General features: G+C 57.4%; 26 protein-coding genes and 1 tRNA gene. 8 read left to right on the top strand and 19 right to left on the bottom strand.

Annotation, left to right across the window (positions count from 1 at the left end; genetic code table 11):
* Positions 1-59: 59 nt before the first annotated feature.
* Positions 60-134: transfer RNA gene (locus EHF33_RS03195), tRNA-Val, on the top strand.
* Between the two features lie 871 nt (positions 135-1,005).
* On the opposite strand, the gene EHF33_RS03190 is transcribed toward EHF33_RS03195, so the two are convergent.
* The 12 genes from EHF33_RS03190 to EHF33_RS03135 form a co-directional block, all read right to left on the bottom strand.
* On the bottom strand, positions 1,006-1,485 hold the full coding sequence (locus EHF33_RS03190; RefSeq protein WP_124867827.1) for a YajG family lipoprotein: 480 nt from the start codon (positions 1,483-1,485) through the stop codon (positions 1,006-1,008).
* The gene (locus EHF33_RS03185) at positions 1,482-2,030 is read right to left on the bottom strand and encodes a hypothetical protein (protein WP_124867825.1); all 549 of its coding nucleotides are present in this window, start codon (positions 2,028-2,030) and stop codon (positions 1,482-1,484) included. The genes EHF33_RS03190 and EHF33_RS03185 overlap by 4 nt, the downstream gene beginning before the upstream one ends.
* Positions 2,027-2,692, bottom strand: coding sequence for a glycoside hydrolase family 108 protein (locus EHF33_RS03180; protein ID WP_124867823.1), 666 nt, complete (start codon positions 2,690-2,692; stop codon positions 2,027-2,029). The genes EHF33_RS03185 and EHF33_RS03180 overlap by 4 nt, the downstream gene beginning before the upstream one ends.
* Entirely contained in the window at positions 2,689-3,162 is a 474-nt protein-coding gene (locus EHF33_RS03175; protein ID WP_124867821.1) for a hypothetical protein, read from the bottom strand. Before EHF33_RS03175 ends, EHF33_RS03180 begins: the two co-directional genes overlap by 4 nt.
* Positions 3,163-3,182: 20 nt before the next feature.
* Positions 3,183-3,485 carry a metal-sensitive transcriptional regulator gene (locus EHF33_RS03170; RefSeq protein WP_124867819.1) on the bottom strand — a complete coding sequence of 101 codons (303 nt, stop codon included), beginning with the start codon at positions 3,483-3,485 and terminating at the stop codon, positions 3,183-3,185.
* Positions 3,482-3,874, bottom strand: coding sequence for a hypothetical protein (locus EHF33_RS03165; protein ID WP_124867817.1), 393 nt, complete (start codon positions 3,872-3,874; stop codon positions 3,482-3,484). Before EHF33_RS03165 ends, EHF33_RS03170 begins: the two co-directional genes overlap by 4 nt.
* A gap of 120 nt (positions 3,875-3,994) precedes the next feature.
* Positions 3,995-4,246 carry a hypothetical protein gene (locus tag EHF33_RS03160; RefSeq protein ID WP_124867815.1) on the bottom strand — a complete coding sequence of 84 codons (252 nt, stop codon included), beginning with the start codon at positions 4,244-4,246 and terminating at the stop codon, positions 3,995-3,997.
* Between the two features lie 165 nt (positions 4,247-4,411).
* Entirely contained in the window at positions 4,412-4,630 is a 219-nt protein-coding gene (locus EHF33_RS03155; RefSeq protein WP_124867813.1) for a hypothetical protein, read from the bottom strand.
* A gap of 149 nt (positions 4,631-4,779) precedes the next feature.
* The gene (locus EHF33_RS03150; RefSeq protein WP_164473393.1) at positions 4,780-5,058 is read right to left on the bottom strand and encodes a hypothetical protein; all 279 of its coding nucleotides are present in this window, start codon (positions 5,056-5,058) and stop codon (positions 4,780-4,782) included.
* 7 nt (positions 5,059-5,065) lie between these two features.
* A complete protein-coding gene (locus tag EHF33_RS03145) occupies positions 5,066-5,911 on the bottom strand; it encodes an IS3 family transposase (protein ID WP_124867809.1) in 846 nt (281 codons plus the stop codon).
* Positions 5,908-6,207 carry a transposase gene (locus EHF33_RS03140; protein WP_124867807.1) on the bottom strand — a complete coding sequence of 100 codons (300 nt, stop codon included), beginning with the start codon at positions 6,205-6,207 and terminating at the stop codon, positions 5,908-5,910. Before EHF33_RS03140 ends, EHF33_RS03145 begins: the two co-directional genes overlap by 4 nt.
* Positions 6,182-6,586 (bottom strand): hypothetical protein, encoded by a 405-nt coding sequence (locus EHF33_RS03135; protein ID WP_124867805.1) that lies wholly within the window; start codon positions 6,584-6,586, stop codon positions 6,182-6,184. Before EHF33_RS03135 ends, EHF33_RS03140 begins: the two co-directional genes overlap by 26 nt.
* A gap of 247 nt (positions 6,587-6,833) precedes the next feature.
* Here EHF33_RS03135 and EHF33_RS03130 point away from each other — a divergent pair, with 247 nt between their 5' ends.
* Positions 6,834-7,421, top strand: a complete 588-nt coding sequence (locus EHF33_RS03130; RefSeq protein WP_241191306.1) for an alginate O-acetyltransferase AlgF — start codon at positions 6,834-6,836, stop codon at positions 7,419-7,421.
* Positions 7,422-7,434: 13 nt separating this feature from the next.
* A complete protein-coding gene (locus tag EHF33_RS03125; protein WP_241191230.1) occupies positions 7,435-8,580 on the top strand; it encodes an MBOAT family O-acyltransferase in 1,146 nt (381 codons plus the stop codon).
* A gap of 204 nt (positions 8,581-8,784) precedes the next feature.
* Here EHF33_RS03125 and EHF33_RS03120 read toward each other — a convergent pair whose 3' ends face one another.
* The 5 genes from EHF33_RS03120 to EHF33_RS03100 all read right to left on the bottom strand — a co-directional run bounded on the left by EHF33_RS03120 (position 8,785) and on the right by EHF33_RS03100 (position 12,462).
* Complete coding sequence (locus tag EHF33_RS03120) at positions 8,785-9,222, bottom strand: hypothetical protein (RefSeq protein ID WP_124867803.1); 438 nt, start codon at positions 9,220-9,222, stop codon at positions 8,785-8,787.
* Entirely contained in the window at positions 9,219-10,052 is an 834-nt protein-coding gene (locus EHF33_RS03115; RefSeq protein WP_124867801.1) for a hypothetical protein, read from the bottom strand. The genes EHF33_RS03120 and EHF33_RS03115 overlap by 4 nt, the downstream gene beginning before the upstream one ends.
* A gap of 225 nt (positions 10,053-10,277) precedes the next feature.
* The gene (locus EHF33_RS03110) at positions 10,278-11,021 is read right to left on the bottom strand and encodes a hypothetical protein (protein WP_124867799.1); all 744 of its coding nucleotides are present in this window, start codon (positions 11,019-11,021) and stop codon (positions 10,278-10,280) included.
* 195 nt (positions 11,022-11,216) lie between these two features.
* The gene (locus EHF33_RS03105; protein WP_124867797.1) at positions 11,217-11,960 is read right to left on the bottom strand and encodes a minor capsid protein; all 744 of its coding nucleotides are present in this window, start codon (positions 11,958-11,960) and stop codon (positions 11,217-11,219) included.
* Entirely contained in the window at positions 11,944-12,462 is a 519-nt protein-coding gene (locus tag EHF33_RS03100; protein ID WP_124867795.1) for a hypothetical protein, read from the bottom strand. Before EHF33_RS03100 ends, EHF33_RS03105 begins: the two co-directional genes overlap by 17 nt.
* A 163-nt stretch (positions 12,463-12,625) precedes the next feature.
* Between EHF33_RS03100 and EHF33_RS03095 the strand changes: the two genes are divergently transcribed.
* The 4 genes from EHF33_RS03095 (at position 12,626) to EHF33_RS03085 (ending at position 17,024) form a co-directional block, all read left to right on the top strand.
* Positions 12,626-13,480, top strand: coding sequence for a trypsin-like peptidase domain-containing protein (locus EHF33_RS03095; protein ID WP_124867793.1), 855 nt, complete (start codon positions 12,626-12,628; stop codon positions 13,478-13,480).
* 172 nt (positions 13,481-13,652) lie between these two features.
* Complete coding sequence (locus tag EHF33_RS21010; protein WP_164473392.1) at positions 13,653-14,048, top strand: hypothetical protein; 396 nt, start codon at positions 13,653-13,655, stop codon at positions 14,046-14,048.
* 29 nt (positions 14,049-14,077) lie between these two features.
* Entirely contained in the window at positions 14,078-14,800 is a 723-nt protein-coding gene (locus EHF33_RS03090; RefSeq protein WP_164473391.1) for a site-specific integrase, read from the top strand.
* A gap of 1,033 nt (positions 14,801-15,833) precedes the next feature.
* Positions 15,834-17,024, top strand: a complete 1,191-nt coding sequence (locus EHF33_RS03085; RefSeq protein ID WP_124867789.1) for a branched-chain amino acid ABC transporter substrate-binding protein — start codon at positions 15,834-15,836, stop codon at positions 17,022-17,024.
* A gap of 198 nt (positions 17,025-17,222) precedes the next feature.
* Here the strand turns inward: EHF33_RS03085 and EHF33_RS03080 are convergent, their stop codons facing one another.
* A complete protein-coding gene (locus EHF33_RS03080) occupies positions 17,223-17,585 on the bottom strand; it encodes a rhodanese-like domain-containing protein (RefSeq protein WP_124867787.1) in 363 nt (120 codons plus the stop codon).
* Positions 17,586-17,778: 193 nt separating this feature from the next.
* Here EHF33_RS03080 and EHF33_RS03075 point away from each other — a divergent pair, with 193 nt between their 5' ends.
* Positions 17,779-18,201 (top strand): META domain-containing protein, encoded by a 423-nt coding sequence (locus EHF33_RS03075; protein ID WP_124867785.1) that lies wholly within the window; start codon positions 17,779-17,781, stop codon positions 18,199-18,201.
* A gap of 592 nt (positions 18,202-18,793) precedes the next feature.
* Here the strand turns inward: EHF33_RS03075 and EHF33_RS03070 are convergent.
* Positions 18,794-19,099, bottom strand: coding sequence for a hypothetical protein (locus EHF33_RS03070; protein ID WP_124867783.1), 306 nt, complete (start codon positions 19,097-19,099; stop codon positions 18,794-18,796).
* Positions 19,100-19,113 lie beyond the last annotated feature (14 nt).

Below are 19,113 nucleotides of genomic sequence, written 5' to 3'. Positions count from 1 at the left end.
CCGCTGGCCCTTAAACTACCCCTTGCCTGTTTGAGTGCGTGATTGCAGCAACGGGAACCGGGCGGTTAGCTCAGTGGTAGAGCTTTCGCTTTACACGCGACGGGTCGGGGGTTCAAGTCCCTCACCGCCCACCAACGTAGACGCACTCTAAGGAGTGCGTTTTTTGCTTTTGTAGCGCAGCGTGTAGCGATCAGAGTGTTATGCAGAAGGATATACAGTTAAAAAAGAGTTATCCACAGGCTTAACGCAGCCCTGTGGATAACTTTTGTGTCGGAAGATCGGAGCCTCCTATGTCGGATGTCCGGTGCTTGTGTCGGATGATTAAGGCCGTCCCTTGAGCAGCCTCGCCGCCCTGAGCACCGCTGAGCGTGATCAGGTGCGCGAGTACGCCTACGGACAGATGGGCCTGATGGTCGGCGGGTGGGCGGCGTGAAGTTCATCGCACAGCGGCAGGACTCCCTCAGTGGCGGGTCATAGCGGATCTGGCCAAGGTGTCCGGGCTTTGAGGATACCGGCCAGATCAGAGCTCTGAAACTCCTCCTGAGTGATCGGCGTTATCTGTGTTCCAGAGAGTCGCAGATGACGCTTTTCGAGGATGTCGGTGAGATCATTCCAGAAGCCTTCAATGTCACCAAGACTTACGCGCCCGGCGTCATCTTCGGCCACCAGTAAGCCCACCGAAAACCAAGCGGCGGGACGGAGGTCATGGGGGGAGGTCATGGACGTACGCTACGAAACCCTCGCGTACTCTTTCCTGACAAGAGGGAACATCCTGCCTATGCTGAATGTGGAAAATCTTATACCAACCGAAAACGCACTTACTCTCGGCACTCGGCCAAAACGGGGACTTCTTTTGCTACTTCTTCGAGGTTACACAAGCGTATGTAGCTCAGCAACTTGAGGAGTACAGAAGCTCGCAGGTTAGCTGAGCTAGCTGACTGGAAAGCCCCCTGCGCCCGCGTTTGCGGTAGTGCAGGGGGCTTTCTCGTTGCGGACTTGTGGCGTTTACTTCGGCCAGATCTGCTTGCCCTCAATCAGCACCCTGAAGGTCGGCTCAGCAATCTTCACGCCTTGCGCCCGCTGGGTGATGACCAAGTTCTGCGGCCCCACGAGCTGCGGCGTATCCCGCCCGCTGGCCTCAATCACATGCACCGTGGCGAAACTGACACCCGCGCAGCCCACCGAGATCACGCTCACCTGGCCGGTGTCGAGTCTAGAAGCGGTGGCTGTGCAGGAATCGCCGGTGAGTGGCTGCTCGGCCTGGTAGGTGGTGACTTCAAGCCAGCTCTGCTCCGGCCCACCGAATGTCACGGGCGGCTGCGCAGGGAAGAGTGGTGGAGTGAGCGGCGCAGGCTCAGCGGCCTTGACGATGACCGGAGCCAAGTCGGTGAGCTGCTGAACTTGTGCAGCCGGGACGGATGGTGGTGAGCAGGCGGCGAGGGAGAAGATTCCAGCGAGAGCCAGCAACATCAGATTCTTTTTCATGGAGCCTCCTGTACAAGTGGCGCGTCGTCACCAACCACAGCGGCCCAATCGGTGCGGGTCATGTGACTAGCTTCCTCCGGCGTGATCGGTGTCAAGGTTTCCGGCAGCGGGTCAGGAAGGGCAGCAGGCAAGGGGCTGGCAATTGGCGTCGGCTGCTGCGCGGCAAGCTGGCCCAGCACTGCCGTCACCGCGTCTACTTTGCTTAGGGCCTTCTCTGCCGTGCGCTGCTGCTGGTAGCTCACCAAGCCGCTCACCACTGCGGCCAGCACCACGCCCGCCAGCACGCCGCCCCACGGCTCCGGCGCTCGAATGCCCAGCGCCGGAGCGACTTGAGCCAGCATCACGCCGCCGAGAATGCCGCCCAGCACCAGCGAGAGGCCCAACACCCAGAGGCCAGTGAAGTCGTATTTGCTGTTCTTGAGGATAGTCTGCGCGAGCACTTTGAAGAACTGAGTCAGCCCGAGCTGGGCGGAGGCCAGCAGCAGCACGAACACGATGCCTGCCAGTCCAAGTTGGCCAAGGTAGGGCAAGAGAAGTTCGGTCATTTCAACCCCTTCGCCGCCGCGAGTTCAGGTGGCATGTAGACGGTGCGCGGGCGCTTGTCGGCTCCCAGCAGCACCCGGCCCTCGGCATCAACGGCGATGCTCGTCCAGTCCGGGCGCAGCGTGCCGTTTGGGTCACGATTCTGCGAGTAGAGGTAGAGGACAGGGGGCGCAGGTGCCGAGGGCCGCGTAATGGGGGTGGCTGCGGCATCCTGCCACTGCTGCGCCTGAGTTCTGAGCGTGTCGACCCGCCGTGTCCAACCTCGTCCGAATGTTTTCCAAGAGCTGAGGCTCTGCAAGAATTGCAAGCGCAAATCCAAGTACCGCCGCCAGTCTTTTGTTTGCGCGAGAAAGCCCAGCGCACGCGAAACGCCGCTGTTGATGGCGGTGTCAAAGACCACTAGGGCAAGCGGAGCCGGAAGATGGTCACAGGCCGCTCTGTCCCAGTAGTTCTGTTTATAGATGGCGCGAGCGTCGGCAAGCGTGAGGTTACGAATGTCAAGCGTCGGGTAAGCGTGTGCCGCCACACCGTACTTTGTGCCCTTGAGAATCCCACCCTTTTGGCCGAATGCACCATCAGACCAATTTCCTCTGTCGCGTGGGTCAAGGCTCAAACCGCCTTCATGGCCGATGACGATTTCAAACGCCTCGTTAAATCCGTTCACTTCTTGCCTCCCTTAAAGCAGCTCTCCGGTATGACGAACGGCACCCGGTAGGCTGCTGCATCCGAGTTGAGCGATGTGGCCGCGCTACGAACCTCGTAGAACCCCGGCTCCAGATCGGCGGGCAGCTTGTACCTGCCAAAGCCGCTCGTAATGGTTTTGCCTTGCTGCGCGTTCGTCCAGATGAAGTATTTCGGCTGCACCTCTGGCGTCAGGCTCTTGTCTTCTGAGGCGTCCCAGAGGGTGCGAACCACCATCAGCAGCGTCGGTGTCTTGTTGACGGTGAGCTGAGATTGCCACGTCACCGTCTCACCGGGGCACATGTCTGCCTTACTGGGCAGGTACACATCGGCCGAGTAAGTGAAAGGCGAAGGCCGCTGCAAGCTCCCCCAGAGCTGGACAGCAAGCAAGCCGAGCAACAGCGCTACACACGTTCCCAGCACCCACAGAAAGGGCTTCACCCAGCGCGGCATGATATGAGCGAATTGCGCGTTCATGGCTTCACCCCGGCGAACTTGAGAACCAACCCAACAGCGGTCAGCACAGTGATAAGCGACGTGCCGCCGAGCCACTTGAACAGCAGCATCACCACGCCAAACCGTGCCGCTTGCAGCTCAGCCGTCTTCTCCATCACTTCAAGCCGCAAGCTGAGTTGCTGGATGGTTTTCCGCATAGACTCAGTACCGCTTTCGGGATCACCACTTACGGCCCTGTCAAGTTTTTCAAGTGTCCGAGCGGCGGCGTTGATGTTGTTCTCAATGTTGCTGAGGCGCTGAGCGGTATCAAGATCGCTCATGGCCCACGCTCCACAGGCACGCCCCGCCAGCGGCCCGCCTCGCCCGTGACGGTGTTCAGTTGGCTGGGGTCGAACTGCTCCCAGCGCCAGAGGATTGAAGTCCACAGCTCACCTGTCGGCAGCGTGGTTTTGGTCTTGCTGATCTCCCACGCCCCAGTCAAAGGCTTGATGGGTTGGTACGGTGCGCCCCTCCGCTTGGTGCTGATGGTCGAGGACTTGCGAACCCTGAACACCGTGTCGGCAGAGCAGGACGCCGCAACGGTAAAGCGCACATGGTAGGCCGCGCCGCGTACCTCATCCGGCGTCACAGTGAGCGTGCAAGGCGTGGTCTGAGTGAGCAGCGCCCCGCCGATCAGCGCTGGCACGAGCAGCAGAAAAGTAAGTTTCAAGTGGCCTCCGACATGCTTAAAGTCTCGCCGCGCCCCTGACACCCGAGCGCGGCAAAGCAGAAGCCCGCGCAGAGGCGGGCTAAGGGTGGGATTTGGTGGTTGGTGGCTCTGAGAATCAGGCTAGCTTTTACACGGATCAGCCCGCTTGAGTGGGTAGTGATCAAATTCATGGCGATGCCGCAGATAGGAGGAGCGTGTGATGGTGGTAATCAAGCTCAACAGGGTGAGAGCCTCAATACCGATGCTCCAACCCCACGGCACTTTGAGAAAAGTCAGCAGCAGGCCCACAACGAGCGTGGGGAGAACGATCATCCAGAGGCGGTTGCGTAGACTTTTCAGCAAGCAGGCCAGCATGTATTCGCGCCGTATCATTCTTCCAATATTGAATGTTTTGCATGACCGAGTCACCACCTTTTTGGAGGGTGGATCAGAAGCAGGGCTGCGAGGGCAAGGATACGTTTCAAGGGGTGAGACTCCTGGAATGAAAGAGCCGCCCGAAGGCGGCTGGAAGTGGGTGGATTAGGCTGCGCTTTGTGCTCAGTTCGTGTATTCGTACTTGTGCCGCTGGTAGGAACCCCAGGCGGTGTAACCTGCCAGCAGAACGTGCGATACAACCGCGAGGGCAACGGCTACCCAGAGTGGTTGCTCCACAATCAGCAACCCAATCAACACCAGCACTGGAAGTCCAAAGAGCCAGCTCCAGCGCTTTTTGAGGCTCTTCAAGATCACCGCTCGGAAGTAATCAGCTCTTGTCACATCTCAGCATACCTTCGATAAATCTTCACAAGATAAAATTCTTCACGTGCCGGTCAAGGTATCCGCTACCCGATATCTCTGATAAGCGCTCAGCCGCTATGCTCATGAGAACACCCCGCGCACGCTAATGCGGGGGTGAAGTTGGGCCACTAAGAATGCGTATTTATGAGATCGGAATCAAGATCGAGGATGCACTGCCGTAGGGTAAGAGCGATGGGCCAAGTCGAATTGGCGTCGGTTGGCAGTTTTTCATGCCAATACCGCACCTGCACGAAGGCACCGCTGCTGCGCTCAAGAACATTTTCTAACCAGCGCCGGGGGTCAACGCCCACTGACCATTCAGCCGAAAGATTTTGCTGTTGAGCCAGCACCATCGCGTAAGCATGCCCGAGCTTGGAGTGAACCCAAAGCGCAGGACCAGCAGGCAAGTCACTTCTAGGCTGGATGATAGCGGGCGGCGAACTCGGCAGGTGGGACGTAGCCGAGACTGGAATGCAGGCGTTCTTGGTTGTAAAGCTTACCGATGAAGTGGTTCACATGGCGCTGTGCATCGTCCAGATCAGCATAATCTTGAAGATCAACCTCCTCTGTTTTGAGAGTTTTGTAGAAACTTTCCATGCGAGCGTTGTCGTAGGGATTGCCTCTTCTGGACATACTTGGCGTGATACCCATCGCCCGCAGGCGGGCGATATAGAGCCGGCTGGCATATTGGACACCTTGATCAGAGTGATGAAGGAGTCCAGGTGCTGGATTGCGAGCAGCAAGCGCGTTATTCAGCGCGGCCAGTGATAGGTCGGCGTCGATAAACTTTGACATTGACCAGCCCACGATCTCACGCGTGAAACTGTCCAGCACGCATGCCAAGTAGACGAAACCCTGCTTCACCCTCACATACGTCAGATCAGCTTGCCAGACCTGATCTGGTTGGGTTGGAATCACTTGTGGGAGCAGATTGGGGAAGCGTTTCTCGCTGTGAGTGGAATCGGTGGTGCGCTGGTAACGCCGCTTGGGTCGACACAATAAGCGATGTTCCCGCATGACCCGCAGAACGCGTTTGTGATTGATGGACTGCCCGCTGCGTGCCAGTTCGCGAGTGACCCGCCGATACCCATAGCCGTTCCACTTCAGCACCACTGCTTCAATGTCAGTAGCGAGTCGTTGATCTTGGTCGATGACTGCGCGGTTTCGTTGACGGAGGTACCACGACCGACTGACCGCATGCAGCTCACACAGGCGACGCACCGACACCGTGGGATGCGCGTGTCGCGCATCCGAGATCATTTGGTGCCTTTGTTCAAGCGGTACGTCGCCAGCGATTTTTTCAAGATGGTGTTTTCTAAGGCAAGTTGGCCGCAATACCGCTCCAGCTCAGCAATCCGCAGCTCGGCGCTGCGATCTGTGGCCACGCCGTCGGTGAAGGCGGCTTCTCCGCGCGCCTCGACCTCTTTGCGCCAACGGTGGATCAGGCTGGGCACTAAACCATGTTCCCGGCTGAGTTGAGCGGTCGTTCGCTGGCTTGAATTGATTTGGTTGACGACCTGAAGCTTGAATTCACGGCTGTGATTGCGTCCTGGCATGAATGCTCCTTCGCGCTGTGATCAGCCTAACGGCTGGTCGGGGCAAAGTGGCTTGGCCGTTGGTCCTCTCTAGGGGGTTCATTCCAAGCTTTTCCCGATTAGGCATCGAGAGCGCTTTATAGAGATCATGCAAGCCGTGCACGCGATCAAAATGTCCACCAGTTAGATTGATGTATAGCTTGAAGTACAGCTCGCAAGCCAAAGCCTCGCAGAGGATCGTCGGCTCGAGTATTTTCAATGCTTCGTCTGCCTTATTGGGAGGCATCGTCTCCAAGCGATGGTTCATGACTGCGCCCAAAGCAAACGCCGCTTCCAGATAGGATTCGGCGTTTCTGAATAAGCTCTTTCTATTGATCGTCCGAGGTGGCTGCTTGCTCATGCCTCATACTAAAGCCACACCTTGCCGCGCTCAACCTCAACAAGCACGTGCGAGTCATAGCCCTCCCAGTGCTGTTGGAACTGATCGAATCATTCCAATATGGTTTCTGCCCCTGTGTCCATACGCGCCTCCGATCCTAGACAATTTCTCCGCGTTCTTGCCCAAGCTGCAAAACGCCATCACTCCCCGATAGCTGCCGAAATCGGATCTCAGGAAGAGGTCAGCTAGACTCGCTAAAGTGTGGACGATGAAAAAGCTCTCGTTCCTCCTCATGGCCCTCAGCAGCTTCGCCTTCGCTCAGGACGGCCTCTACGATGCGGCTCCGCCCGCCAACAGTGCCTTCGTGCGTGTCTTGAACGCCCCTGCGGCCACCCTCGGCGACAAAGCCGTGACCGCAGACAAGGCTGCGGCCAGCGTCTACGTCGTCGTTCCGCAGGGCGACTTCACCGCCAAAATCGGCAGCGTTAGCGGCAAGCTGAAGGTCGAGGCCGGCAAGTTCTATAGCGTGGTCGCCGACGGAGCCAAACTCAACCTGCTTACCGACCCGTCAGCTGAGAACCGCGCTAAGGCGCTCTTGGTGATTTACAACCTCAGCAAAGCCGCCAGCGTCGATCTCAAAACCGCCGACGGCAAAACAGCGGTGGTGAGCGGCGTCAAGCCCGGCGAGAGCGGCAGCCGCGCGGTCAACGGCATCACCGTGGATCTGGCGGCCTTCAGCGGCAGCAAGCCGCTGGGTACCCTCAAAGGCGTCAAGTTGGAGCGTGGCAGCGCCTACGCTCTGGTGCTTACTGATAGCGGCCTGACCCTGACCACCAGCAGCACCAAGACCAAGTAAACAGGGGGCGGGCGTGGTCTTCAGCAGCAACGTCTTCCTGTTCTTGTTCCTACCAGTCTTCCTAATCATCTACTACCTCCTGCCGTTCAAAGGGCGGAGCGCGTGGATTCTCATCGGCAGTTACGCGCTGTACTCGTGGTGGCGACTGGATTTCTTGTGGCTGCTGGCTGGCGTGACGTTGGCAGCTTATTTCTTTGCCTTGGCGATAGACCGCTCCAACGGGCCACGCCGTTTTCAGCTGCTGACCGTGGCGGTGACGCTTAACCTGTGTGCTTTGGCGTACTTCAAGTACGCCAACTTCGGCATCAGCAGTTTCAACGCCGCCATGACCGGTTTGGGCTTCGCGCCATTCGCTTGGGCACCGATTTTGCTGCCGATTGGCCTGAGCTTCTTTATCTTTCATGCCATCTCCTATCTGGTGGACATCTACCGCAAGGAAGAGCCGCCCACCCGCAATCTGCTGGACTTCGCGGCTTTTATCGCCCTCTTCCCTCACCTGATCGCTGGGCCAGTCTTGAAATACAACCTGCTGGCCGATCAGTTCCTGAGCCGCACCCATACGCTTGAGAAGTTCAGCTACGGGGCCACCCGTTTCATGACCGGCTTTGCCAAGAAGGTGCTGATCGCCGACACCATCGCGCCGCTCGTGACCGCCAGCTTCAATCAACCCAGTCCCAGCTTTTTTGATAGTTGGCTTGGCGCTTTTGCCTATACCTTGCAGCTCTACTTCGACTTCTCGGGGTACTCGGATATGGCTATTGGGTTGGCGGCCATAATGGGCTTCAAATTCCCCGAGAACTTCAACCACCCCTATATCTCCCGCAGCATCACCGAGTTCTGGCGCAGGTGGCACATGAGCTTAAGTTCGTGGCTGCGCGAATATCTCTACATTGGATTGGGTGGCAACCGTAAGGGTCGGGCCCGTACCTACATCAATCTGGCGCTGACGATGGTGCTGGGTGGGTTGTGGCACGGGGCCAATTGGACGTTCATTCTGTGGGGCGCGTGGCACGGCGGCATCCTGGCCATCGAGCGACGCATGAAGGAAGCCAGGGCGTGCATGGCGTCCTGCATGGATTCGTTCAGCTTGCTTTCTGCCGTGATCTTGAAGGTGGTGCCGGTGAAGCTGACCATCTGCAAGCTGCCGATCTTGGCGTAAGGGCTGTCCACTGCGGTGAGCGCGGCGGGTTCGGTGACGATGCGGAAGCTGCCTGTCTGGATTTCGGCGAGCGTGCTGCTGACCGGCGGCAGGAAATTGGCAAGGTACAGGTTGGCCAGCGCGATGGGACGGGTGGCGATGTACTGATTCAGACCGGCAGAAATGCGGGCCAGGGCGAGCGCAAATGGGTTCACAATTTGTCCCTTAGACCGTCACAATCAGGCTGCCCTGACTGGCTTGGAAGATGAAGTTGGAGCCGAGCGCGGTCTTCAGCCCTGCGCTGAGCACTTTGGGCGTGCCGGTCGCGTCAGGCAGTTGGTCTTCGTAGATCACGCCGCCCGCGTACAGGCCGGTGGTCAGATCAGAGCCGCGTGACGTGCCGGGCACGGGCGCTTCCACGATGTCCGAGGCCATCAGGAACGCCTTGCCAGCTGCTTCGGTGCCAGCAGCGGGAATCAGGCTCTTGTCGGTGTCGCGGATCACGACCGTTCCAGCCGGAATCACGCGGTTGCCCGCCGTGCCGAACTTGGCGTCCGTAAAGCTGGCGAGCTTGATGGTGCCGCCCATAGCAATGCGCTGGAGGCTCTGTTCGTCGGCAGTGAACTTCACGCCGAGGCCGTAGGTGGTAACAGTTCTACTCACGGTTTAGCTCCTGTGGAGGGTGTAGCGAAGGGGTCAACGACCACGCGCTCAGCACTCGGGGCGCGGCGGCCTAGAGCGTCGGTGATGGCGTTGCCGGTGGGGGCTGGCTGGCTTCCTGCGCCGGACTGTCCAGTGATGACCGTGCCTTGCGCGGTTTGACTCGCTGGAAACAGTGCGGGCATGAAGGCCGTCCAGTTCTGCTGGGCGTAGGTGCGGAGTTCGCCCTGATCGGCTCCCTCGGTGTTCAGGACGCGCACTTCCCGCCGTGCGGGGTTCGCGCCTTCAGCCGGGATGTCGCGCACTTCGGCCCGCAGGCCAGCAGCGCGGAGGCGGTCAGAGAGAACGTCGGGGTTTGCGCCGGAAGCGTCGGCCAGGGTGCGGCCCGTTTCGCGCTGCACTGCCGCTGAGCCAAGATCGAGCTGCGTGCGGAGAGCGGTGGGGTCAGCGTTGATGGCTTGGTAAGCTGTCCACTGCTGGGTTTGCTCGGGGGTCAGGACAGTTGCGCCTTGCGCGGGGAGCTGACCTTCGAGTTCGCGGATGCGGGCGCGGTGCTCGCGGTTTTCCCCGAAAAGCAGCTCTGCTGTCCGGTCTGCGCCGCCGGAGCGGTCAATCAGGTTTTGCAGGCTGCGCGAAATGTCGGGAACCGGAGCGGGCGCAGGCGGGTTGGCATTGGCAGGTGGCGCGGGGTGCTCCCCTGGCTCGTGTGGCGTTCCACCGTTCCAGAGTGTCGGCCCCGGCCCGAAACGGCCAAAGCTGCCCGTGTCGTAGAGCATGGAGAGGGTGGCCCCGCCTTGTGGGTTGGTGTGGGTTTTGACAGCCTTGCTGGTCATGCAAGCAGTCTGCAAAAGCGCGTGACACCCGAGGAAAAGGAAAACCGCCCGGTGAGGGGGCGGCTGGGATACGGTGAGTTATGAAGAATTGGCTCAGCACCTGAAGACTTTAGTTTGAAGTTGTACTAAAGGGAGAAATACTGTAAATTCTCTGTCATCTCTTAGATTTTGCTCTGTATTCTGAATTGGGGATGGCCGACTTTGTTCTATGGCATAAGCAGAGTCTTATTTTTCATATGGGGTGATGACGATTTCGTCCTTTATCTTAAAATTCATACCCCCACTTTTGAAAGTCAGAGTTAGTTGCTGACGGGAGATCGCGGCTTTACGCTCCACTTCAACTGGATAGTCGACGTTCATTACACCACCCTTGAATTGAATGAGGAGGGGTTTGGCAGTGATGCCTTCGGGCAGATCAACGGCTTTAATCTCCATCGGCCCGCTATAATTCTTGAAGCCAGTTATGACTAGAGGTAGTAGATTAGTTTCGCCAGATTTAAGAAGGCTCGAATACAAATATGCGTCGTATCCAATAACATTGAATTGGATTGGAACTCGTGCGATCTCAGTTGTAACGAAATTGGTGTAATCTAGAACAACCATTTCCATAGAATGTTTTCCTAAGGTGGCTGTAGATTTAGCGTAAAGACTCAAAAGCACAGATTGCGTTCCTGGGACATCGAATGGAGTTCGAGGAGTGAGGAGCGTGAAGTCCTGATCTGAGTCCCCATTCAAACTGAAGAAGAGTACTGATGGCCTATCAGCACTGACGTTAAGTTTAAAATACGCTTTCCCGTAACTCGCCGGATCTGGTGCGACGTTAATTTCTTCAGGGCTATCGTACGCAACCTTGACCTTGACCTTAGCAGCACCACTGCCAGGAGGAGGGGTACTTGTCGATGTGGGACCACAGGCTGTCACGAAAAGCAGCGGCGCAATCATCGCCGAGTAGATGAAAGATAATTTCATAACGTGCTCATAGTGTAAGCCCTCTGACGTGTTGTCGATTTAAGCTTCCTGATCGTTACTTGCAAGGCTGAGATGTCGACCTGTGGACTGCCCCTCAAAACGGGAGCAAGCAGTAGTCAAGGAGGCTATCCATTATTGCCCATCAGCGCTGACAAAGTGGTTAGCGCTGAGAGCGTTTTGAACTGAAGTTGTCGGCTATCGAGCAGGCGCTGCCCAGCACCGACACAACACCGCCTGTCCCGGCAGTTCCGGCGCACTCCGCCAAGTGAACACCCGCCCCTGCAATGCCTGATGAACCGGGCGCACTCTGGAATCCTGCTGGGTTTCCCACTGAAACTGCTTGACGCCCAAAGCCTTCAACCGGTCTATGCCCGCGCGACTCGCAGCCGTCAGCATCTGGTCCTGGGCAATCAGCACTGCCCGGCTTCTGTGAACGCCTAGGTGGGCTTGCAGTAAGTCAGCCGCCTTCTCGGGTGTGAGGCCCAGCCGTAGGGCTTCTCTGACCGTCCGAGCGGCGTCGTCTCTGAAGCGCCTGCCCTCTGATTCCCAGTAACCGTTCATGGCTTTTCTCTGCTTGTCCACGGCCTTCACCTGCAAGCTGGCCGGATCGTTCAGTTTCAAGCTGGAATCAAGCAGCTTCACCAGATCGTCAGACGTAAGTACCCTGTCCCGCACGGCTCGCTTCAGCAGCCCTGTCAGTTCAGCGGGCGGCGTCCTCGTGGCGGTCATGGCCTCGTCGATGCGGCGCAGCACCAGCGGCAAGCTTGCGCGGCGTCTGCCGGGTGGCAAGGCCAGCACGCGGGTCAACTCAGCTTCAGCGGCCTTGAGTGCCACTTTGCGGAACTGGCGGAGCACTGCGCCCCGTGCGGCTTGCAGGTGGGCGTCCTCTCGCTTGCGGGCGAGGGCGATGAGGCGGCGGGCTTCAGGGGTTTGGGGCATTGTCCAAAGCCGCGCCGTCTAGCGCGTTCAGGTCTGCCGGGTTGACCGGGGGAGCGCCGCCGAGATCCGCCTGCCGCTGTTCTTCCACCTGGCTGTCCGAGATAAGCAAGGCAGGAAAAGCCAGTTGCAGGGCTTTCAGCCCAACCCAGGCCGGGGCCGCTGCCAGAATCTTCAGGGCAAGGGCGGGTGTGATGCCCTCAAGGGCCATGCGCTCTTTTTCTGCCTGACTTTCTTCAATGCCGATCCGAGCATGGATTGATTCGAGGCTTATCACGCCCCCTTCGTGCAGCTTCAGTGCCGTGTCCACTTCGGCAGGCGTCGGCTGCACAGCGCTCATGCGGGCCTGCACCGTCGCGTGGAAAGCGTCGTAATCCGGGCGTCGACCAATGAAGTGCAGGCCCAATCTCAGCACTGTGTTGATGACCCAGCGAACAAGCTGCTCAAGTGCCATGCGGGTGGGTTCCAGACTGCTGATGAAGTCCTGTAAGCTGCCGCTTCCCACCGCGCCGCCCCCACCGTCCCGCTCTGGCGGTATAACCCACGCTCTGGCTAGTGCGGGTGCCGAATGCCGAGTTGCTCAAGCTAGGGGAGCGGTAGGCGTTGGGTACGGTGAGTTGGTGAAGCTGAAATGGAAAAGGAATATCTGAATATCAAGGAGATGAATTGTGTCAATAATATCTATAAGAGGCATTTTTGATCAGCTGATGCTAACAACTACAAAAATTGTTGCTGGTGACGGAGGGAGTGGGACAGGGTTCTTCTATTTTGGTAAGAATGGGACAACTACACTTCCGTTGCTCATCAGCAATAGACATGTTTTTGTTGAACAGAATTCGATGGAATTTCAATTTCATGTAGTAAAAAAGATTGCCTCAAACGATTCTGAGAATGTTATTCCATCCGGCACTGCGGTTACATTAGCATCAATCACTATTGAGGTAACCGAACTCCAAGAAAAGATAATTTACCATCCAAATCCTAATATAGATCTGGCAGCATATGATATGAGTGCGGCATACAAATTAATCCCGGAAGACTACGCCTTGCTTAAAATTAGCTTGAGTGGTGACTCGTTCGTCCAAGATGATTGTTTAGATTGCAATACATTAGATCAAGTAATTATGATCGGGTATCCTACTGGTTTATCGGACAAATTCAATTATATGCCTATTGCCAGAAGTGGCGTAGCTGCCACAATCCCCAACGTGGATTATAATGGTAAACCTATTGGCGTCGTGGATATCGCAGCTTTTCCAGGCTCTTCAGGCTCACCAATTTATATCCGTCATCCAGAAACGTCAAAGTTAAAATTACTGGGTGTTCTCTTTGCAGGGCCCCAACACAATGCCGACGGCTACGTTGAAGTGGAAGAAGTTCCAATGCATCTACATGGTATCGCCGAAACCAATATCCCAATCCATCTCGGTTATTACGTCAAGGCTCGGGAAGTGAAAGCACTGATTCGTCATATTGCTGTTCGTTTGGGAATACAGACTCCGGCAGGGGCAGAGGCCGGGTAAGACTGCGCGGCCCTTCCGGCAAAGGTAGAGGCCAGCTATCGGCAACAGGGAAGGGATCAGGTAAAGGAATCGGCTGTTCCCATTTCATACTAAATCCTTTCGCGCCCGTGGCAAAAGTATATGCATAACCCTCATCACCACTCCCAAGCACAAACGAGGATAGAACCAAACCATGACTCGCTGCCCCGCTCCCCAGTCAGTTCCCAAGCGCAAGCTCGGCTCTGTGTTCCAGCGCAAGCAGGATGGTCGCTGGGCTGCCGCTGTGACGCTCAGCGATGGTCGCCGGGTGACGCGCTACCTCAAGCCCGACACGCCAAACCCTGAGAAAGCCGCGCACGAGCTGCTTGCCAAGCTGATTACCGAAGCGGCAGCAGGTGAGGACATCACACCTTCACGCATGACACTGGCCGATTGGTTGGATCGGCACCTTCAGCGCACCAGTCGGGGCCGCGCTCAGGCCACCATCCGAGACCGGATGTACCTCGCCCGCAAGATCACTGGCAAGCTCGGCAAGGTAATGCTGCCCAGCCTGACGCCCGCTCGGTACAAAGCTGGCTGGACGGGTTAGAAGACAGTCACCGCACCCGACTCAAGAGCTTGCAGCTCCTCAAGGGTGCACTTGCCGAGGCGGTGGCGCTCGGGCACCTGACCCGCAACGTCGCAGGAGTCGCGCGGCTTGAAAAGCGTCCAGCCAAGCGGGTCGGCACCAGTTGGACACAGCCGCAAGCTCGGGCCTTCCTCGACGCAAACGAAGACACGCCGCATTACCTCCTTTGGAAGCTGGCCCTGCAAACCGGAGCCCGAATCGGCGAGCTGCTGGCCCTGCAAGTAGATGACGTTGATGTGGAGCGGGCCAGCTTGCGGATTGAACGCACCGTGACCCTCGGGGCAGGGGAGAAGACGCGCCGGAGCGTCGGCCCGCCCAAAACCGAGCGCAGCCGCCGCACCTTCCGGCTCCCTCCTGACGGTATGGCCACTGTGAACGCCATGCTTGAGCGCCGTGAGCGGCTGCAAACTGAGGCTGGCCCGCAGTGGCACGCCGAACGCTGGCTGTACCCATCTGAAGTGGGGACGCTCTACGGTTACGACAATGCCCGCAAACGTTGGGCCGCCGCCCTGCGCCGAGTAGACGTGCCGCCCATCCGGATTCACGACCTGCGCGTGACCTTTATCTCGTTGGCCCTGCGCCGGGGAGTCAAGCCTGAAGTGGTGGCCCGCATGGTGGGGCACTCCTCACCGATCATCACCATGCGGGTGTACCGGCAGATTTTTGAGGACGAACTGGACGAAGCGGGGCAGATGGTGGCTGATCTCGTGTAGCGATCGTGTAGCGCGGCAGGGTCTGAATAAGGGTGTCGAACGCAGGAGATAAGCCGGAAAGTGGTGATAGCGTCGGTAAAGATTTGTTAGAGGGAGTGCGGGCTTTGGCTTTACACGCGACGGGTCGGGGGTTCAAGTCCCTCACCGCCCAACACAAGGAAATGCCCGCCCAGTGCGGGTTTTTTCGTTTCTGGCCACTGGCGAGAATAAACTCAAAATGGCGTTTGTGCGTACTACGTGCGTAACCGGAGATTTAGCCAAGCATGTCGCCCAGGCTCCCCGCTCCCCGACATATACTGTCTGGAACTGACGCAACGTGAAGGCCACTGAGGAATGCCCAAGTTGTGTGCGTACCGCCGAAATACTGCGCCGGAAGCTCAGCGAGGCGTAGGTGTGACGCAGGCGTTGAACCGGCAACTGCCGCATATCAGCCGCCTTGCAGATGTGGTGTATACCGCGCTTCGTGTTGTTTGAGAGCAGGGTGCCGCCTGTCGCCGAGTACGCTGGTAAACACCTAGCCTGACTCCTGCTCTTTCGCGCTCAGCGCCTTGTGGTTCAGATTCTGGCGCTCACGGTGGCTGGTAAGAAGCGGCATGGTATCCGGTGGCTGGTGAACCGTCCGTTTGCTGCCCGCCGTCTTGGGGGCCGACACGTCTCCAGCCTCTACTCTCTTCTGGCCTCGCCCTCAAAGTTTTGCTGGAGGTGGAGAGCCAAGCCACCGCGCTGGCACAAACCGGCATCAAATTGATCGGTTCGGCCAAGAAAGCACAGGCTAACATCGTTACCAAATATGGCCCAGGCCACCGCGAACAGGCTGGAACCCAAAGACACCTTGATAGACGACGAACTGGTGGGCGAATACGCCGGCGGGGCCGTGTCACCTGTCAGTCACAGACGACAGCAGCCTTGAACAGGGTGAGTTGAAATGAAACGGGGCTGATCACAGTGAAAACGTAGATTTGTTTCCTGGGCATTTTCAGCACTTCAAATGCGTTGTAAGAAAGACGTGAAGTCCGCCCATTTACCCTGACGCATGAAACGCCCCCACCGGTTGGTTGTTCCTGCGGCCCTCAGTCTCCTCGTCGCCCTGAGTGCCGCGCAAGCGGTGAGCGTCAGTATTGCTACTGTCAGTCCACTGACTGGAGACCAGAGCCCCACCGGCATTGATCTCCGGAGAGGCGTCGAACTCGCCGTGAACGCACGTATGGCGGAGCTGAAAACAGCGGGCATTGACCTTACACTCGTTCCCTTCGATGACCAGGCCTCTGCGACCAGAGGCGAACAGATCGCCAAGACGATTCTCGCCACCAAGAGCATTCTTGGTGTGGTCGGTGCCAACAACTCCAGCGTTACCAACGTCCTCGGCGAAGCGTTCGCTTCTGAGAAGCTCGCTTTCATATCCCCCAACAGCACCAACGACGCGCTCAGTACACACAACTGGTCAAATTTTAATCGGGTTGTTTCCCCCAATGCTGCTCAAGTTGTCGCCGCTGCCAATTATATTGCCGAGACGCTTCACTCCACTTCGGTTTATGTCGTGTCAGACAACACTGCCTATGGCAACGGCCTCACCCGGGGACTCATTGAGGGTCTGAAAGCCGCCAAAATTCCTGTCGCGGGTTACGTTGGGGTATCGACGCCTGCTCAAATTGCTAACGTCATCAAAAAGATCAAAGCCAGTGGTACTCCCCTGGTTTATTTCGGCGGCACAGATGATGTCGGCGGGCAATTCGTCAGAGATCTCAGGGCAGCGGGGGTAACCGCGCAGTTCATGGGTGGCGACGGGCTCGATTCTCCGAGCTTCATTCAACGTGCGGGCAAAGGCACTGTGGGCGTGCTTTACACCAGTGTGAGCGGCCCGGTGAATACCTTCTCGAATTATCTCGATTTTACTGGGAAGTTCCGTGCTGCTTACAAGACTGAACCGAGCGGCGTGGCGGTATACGCTTATGATGCGGCGAATGTGATGATATCCGCCCTGAAAAGCAGTATTACCGGTACGACTTTGCCGAGCCGAGCGGTGGTAAGTGCAGCGGTGCGTAAGATTGATTTGCCCGCCTGCTTTGCGAGCGACAAAACTGATTGCCTAACCATTACAGGCGCTCTGGCGTTCACTTCTTCTGGAGAGCGCGTACGTTCGCGGCTGCTGATTATGAAGTACGACGAGATGTACCAAGCCAAGATGATCAAAATCCAGACGGTCAATGCTGCTGACTTGAAGTGATACTTCGGTATCGCCGCCGCACCTGTGTAGGAAGACGATTCAGACTCAAGACAAGTCTTTCGGCTGATCCCCGCCTGTCTATTCAGTTGCGGCTACCGGCACGGGATCTGGAGTGAGCTGCCGAGCAGGCATCCTGAAGTAAACCAAAACCTCCGCCCAAGTTGATGTTTTGAGCGGAGGTTTTTGGGTCGCTTGCCCTCAGCGCTGGGTGAGCGGAAAGCCCGCCTGTTTCCAAGCGTTGAAGCCGCCCTGTAATTCGCGAACGTTCGAGTAGCCCTGTTTATTCAGGGTGGCGTGGGCAATAGCGCTCATGCTTCCAGAACGGCAGTAAAGGACGATCTGGGCCGTATGGTCGCGCGGCAACTGGGCGCTGCCCTTGATTGCGTCGAAGGGAATGAAGGCGTCAGTCCCCGGAATTGCACCCTCGAACGGCACATGAACGTTGATCAAGGTAAACGATTTGTGCTTGAGCGCAGTCGCCAGTTCCTGCGGCGTGAGCAGACTGGGGGCCGCGCTGGCCGATCCCAGGGCCAGCATGAGCAAAATAACGAGAGGACGCATAAGGGAGTTTAGGACTCAGCAGCCCAGATGACTGCATGGTGCACACCAGAGCGAAAACTTTTACCTTGATGGCTCAGAGAGGTCAGTCTTCACAGGGTGGGCCTCTTCACGCTCGGCGGTTCACAAGCCGCCTGGGCGACGCTGGCCCCTGATAGATCAGACCTGGGTCACTTACAGCAGGCAGATTCAGCCCATGCGTCCAATCATTTTCCTGTCCTTTGTACTCTTGCCTTGGTCTGCTGCCCAGGCAGGGAATCCCGCGCCGCTCAACGGCATCTGGAAACTGACCCAGTTCAGCAGCGCCGCGCCGAAGTCAGAGACGGGCTTCAAGCCGGACGCGCAGCTTTTCATCGTCAATGGGCAACTGAGCGGCTCGTATGGTTGCGGCACCTTCAAGGGCACTTTGGAGGCCGCACTCAGTACGGCGCGAATCCGTATCGAGCCGTTGCCGCCCAAGGCAAATGTCCGCTGCGTTTTCGCAGTCAAGGGCGAATTCCATAACGCCATGAACGCCGCAACCCAGTACACCCTGAGCCGCACTCACTTGGTGCTTTTTTCCAAACAGTCCCGTCTAATCTTTGAGCGAACCGGATACGTGACACCCGCCAAGAAATAGCGTCTAAAAATTCAGTGGGATACCCTAAGTTCGGGAGTGTTCCGCTGGCTTGGCAGTAAACGAAAAAGAGCGCGGGTTGGGAAAACATTGCTGGCGGCTTTTAGCCTTTCATCTCTCGCGTCTTGACACTCTTAGCGGTAATCACGAATCCCAATCCCTCTTCTTCCTCGTTGCTCAGGCTCAAGGTAAGCGCATCAATGCGTCCAAAAAAGTGTTTCTGCGCCTCTGTGTTGGGTTTGGATGTTACCGCTTGGCCGCTGCTGAATTTGGAGCGGAACGCTGGTCAAGCACTCTGTACACAACACCGAAGCCTCCGCCTTGGCCGAATCTGGGAGTGGAGGCGTTTCTTGTCGTATGAACACTCCACAGTTGCTTAGAAGAGGAATGGACAGCTCCCCAATGCTTTATTCCACTCCCGTTGGTCGTTGGGCAAAGCGGCTTCTTGACCAGAGCAGCGCAGATAACGACGCTTGGCCGTACCTGCTGGGCCTATCCGCTATCTTGGACAAAGAGGCACCTACCGGGCCTGCCCGCTCGATCAAAAAGGAGCTTCTTTTTTGACAAATGCTCCAAAGGTCAGCGGTAATCACGCTTAAAGAGGATCGTGCTCCTGGAAGAGCGGTTGGAGCAGGCTCTCGAAATCCTCACGTGTAAGGTGATCCAAGTCGACAGGCACCACCTTGCCTGAGAATTGAAGTCCCCGCTCGGCTGCTGCGGTCGTCATCACTTCCCATAACGCTTCGTGATCCGCAAGCGTGACCGCACTGCCGTCAAGACGAAACAGCACTCCTATAACAGCTGATGATCTCGCTTCCGGTGGCGTCATGCGGTGATGATAGCAAGAGCATTCCGGCGGATCAGTCTCGTCAGGGTAGACTTCTTCTTCATTCTCAGTCATCTGCAGGTTATCTG

The sequence above is a fragment of the Deinococcus psychrotolerans genome (assembly GCF_003860465.1).
GTDB classification, from domain to species: domain Bacteria; phylum Deinococcota; class Deinococci; order Deinococcales; family Deinococcaceae; genus Deinococcus; species Deinococcus psychrotolerans.
This window is presented reverse-complemented; position numbering and strand designations above follow the sequence as displayed.

Bases quoted from the DNA above. Each gene is read 5' to 3' on its own strand.
- EHF33_RS03105 (WP_124867797.1), bottom strand. From the start codon at position 11,960: ATGCCCCAAACCCCTGAAGCCCGCCGCCTCATCGCCCTCGCCCGCAAG.
- EHF33_RS03110 (WP_124867799.1), bottom strand. From the start codon at position 11,021: ATGAAATTATCTTTCATCTACTCGGCGATGATTGCGCCGCTGCTTTTC.
- EHF33_RS03185 (WP_124867825.1), bottom strand. From the start codon at position 2,030: ATGACCGAACTTCTCTTGCCCTACCTTGGCCAACTTGGACTGGCAGGC.
- EHF33_RS03170 (WP_124867819.1), bottom strand. From the start codon at position 3,485: ATGAGCGATCTTGATACCGCTCAGCGCCTCAGCAACATTGAGAACAAC.
- EHF33_RS03160 (WP_124867815.1), bottom strand. From the start codon at position 4,246: ATGATACGGCGCGAATACATGCTGGCCTGCTTGCTGAAAAGTCTACGC.
- EHF33_RS21010 (WP_164473392.1), top strand. From the start codon at position 13,653: ATGACTCGCTGCCCCGCTCCCCAGTCAGTTCCCAAGCGCAAGCTCGGC.
- EHF33_RS03175 (WP_124867821.1), bottom strand. From the start codon at position 3,162: ATGCCGCGCTGGGTGAAGCCCTTTCTGTGGGTGCTGGGAACGTGTGTA.
- EHF33_RS03135 (WP_124867805.1), bottom strand. From the start codon at position 6,586: ATGAGCAAGCAGCCACCTCGGACGATCAATAGAAAGAGCTTATTCAGA.
- EHF33_RS03085 (WP_124867789.1), top strand. From the start codon at position 15,834: ATGAAACGCCCCCACCGGTTGGTTGTTCCTGCGGCCCTCAGTCTCCTC.
- EHF33_RS03080 (WP_124867787.1), bottom strand. From the start codon at position 17,585: ATGCGTCCTCTCGTTATTTTGCTCATGCTGGCCCTGGGATCGGCCAGC.
- EHF33_RS03115 (WP_124867801.1), bottom strand. From the start codon at position 10,052: ATGACCAGCAAGGCTGTCAAAACCCACACCAACCCACAAGGCGGGGCC.
- EHF33_RS03190 (WP_124867827.1), bottom strand. From the start codon at position 1,485: ATGAAAAAGAATCTGATGTTGCTGGCTCTCGCTGGAATCTTCTCCCTC.
- EHF33_RS03145 (WP_124867809.1), bottom strand. From the start codon at position 5,911: ATGATCTCGGATGCGCGACACGCGCATCCCACGGTGTCGGTGCGTCGC.
- EHF33_RS03070 (WP_124867783.1), bottom strand. From the start codon at position 19,099: ATGACTGAGAATGAAGAAGAAGTCTACCCTGACGAGACTGATCCGCCG.
- EHF33_RS03140 (WP_124867807.1), bottom strand. From the start codon at position 6,207: ATGCCAGGACGCAATCACAGCCGTGAATTCAAGCTTCAGGTCGTCAAC.
- EHF33_RS03130 (WP_241191306.1), top strand. From the start codon at position 6,834: ATGAAAAAGCTCTCGTTCCTCCTCATGGCCCTCAGCAGCTTCGCCTTC.
- EHF33_RS03075 (WP_124867785.1), top strand. From the start codon at position 17,779: ATGCGTCCAATCATTTTCCTGTCCTTTGTACTCTTGCCTTGGTCTGCT.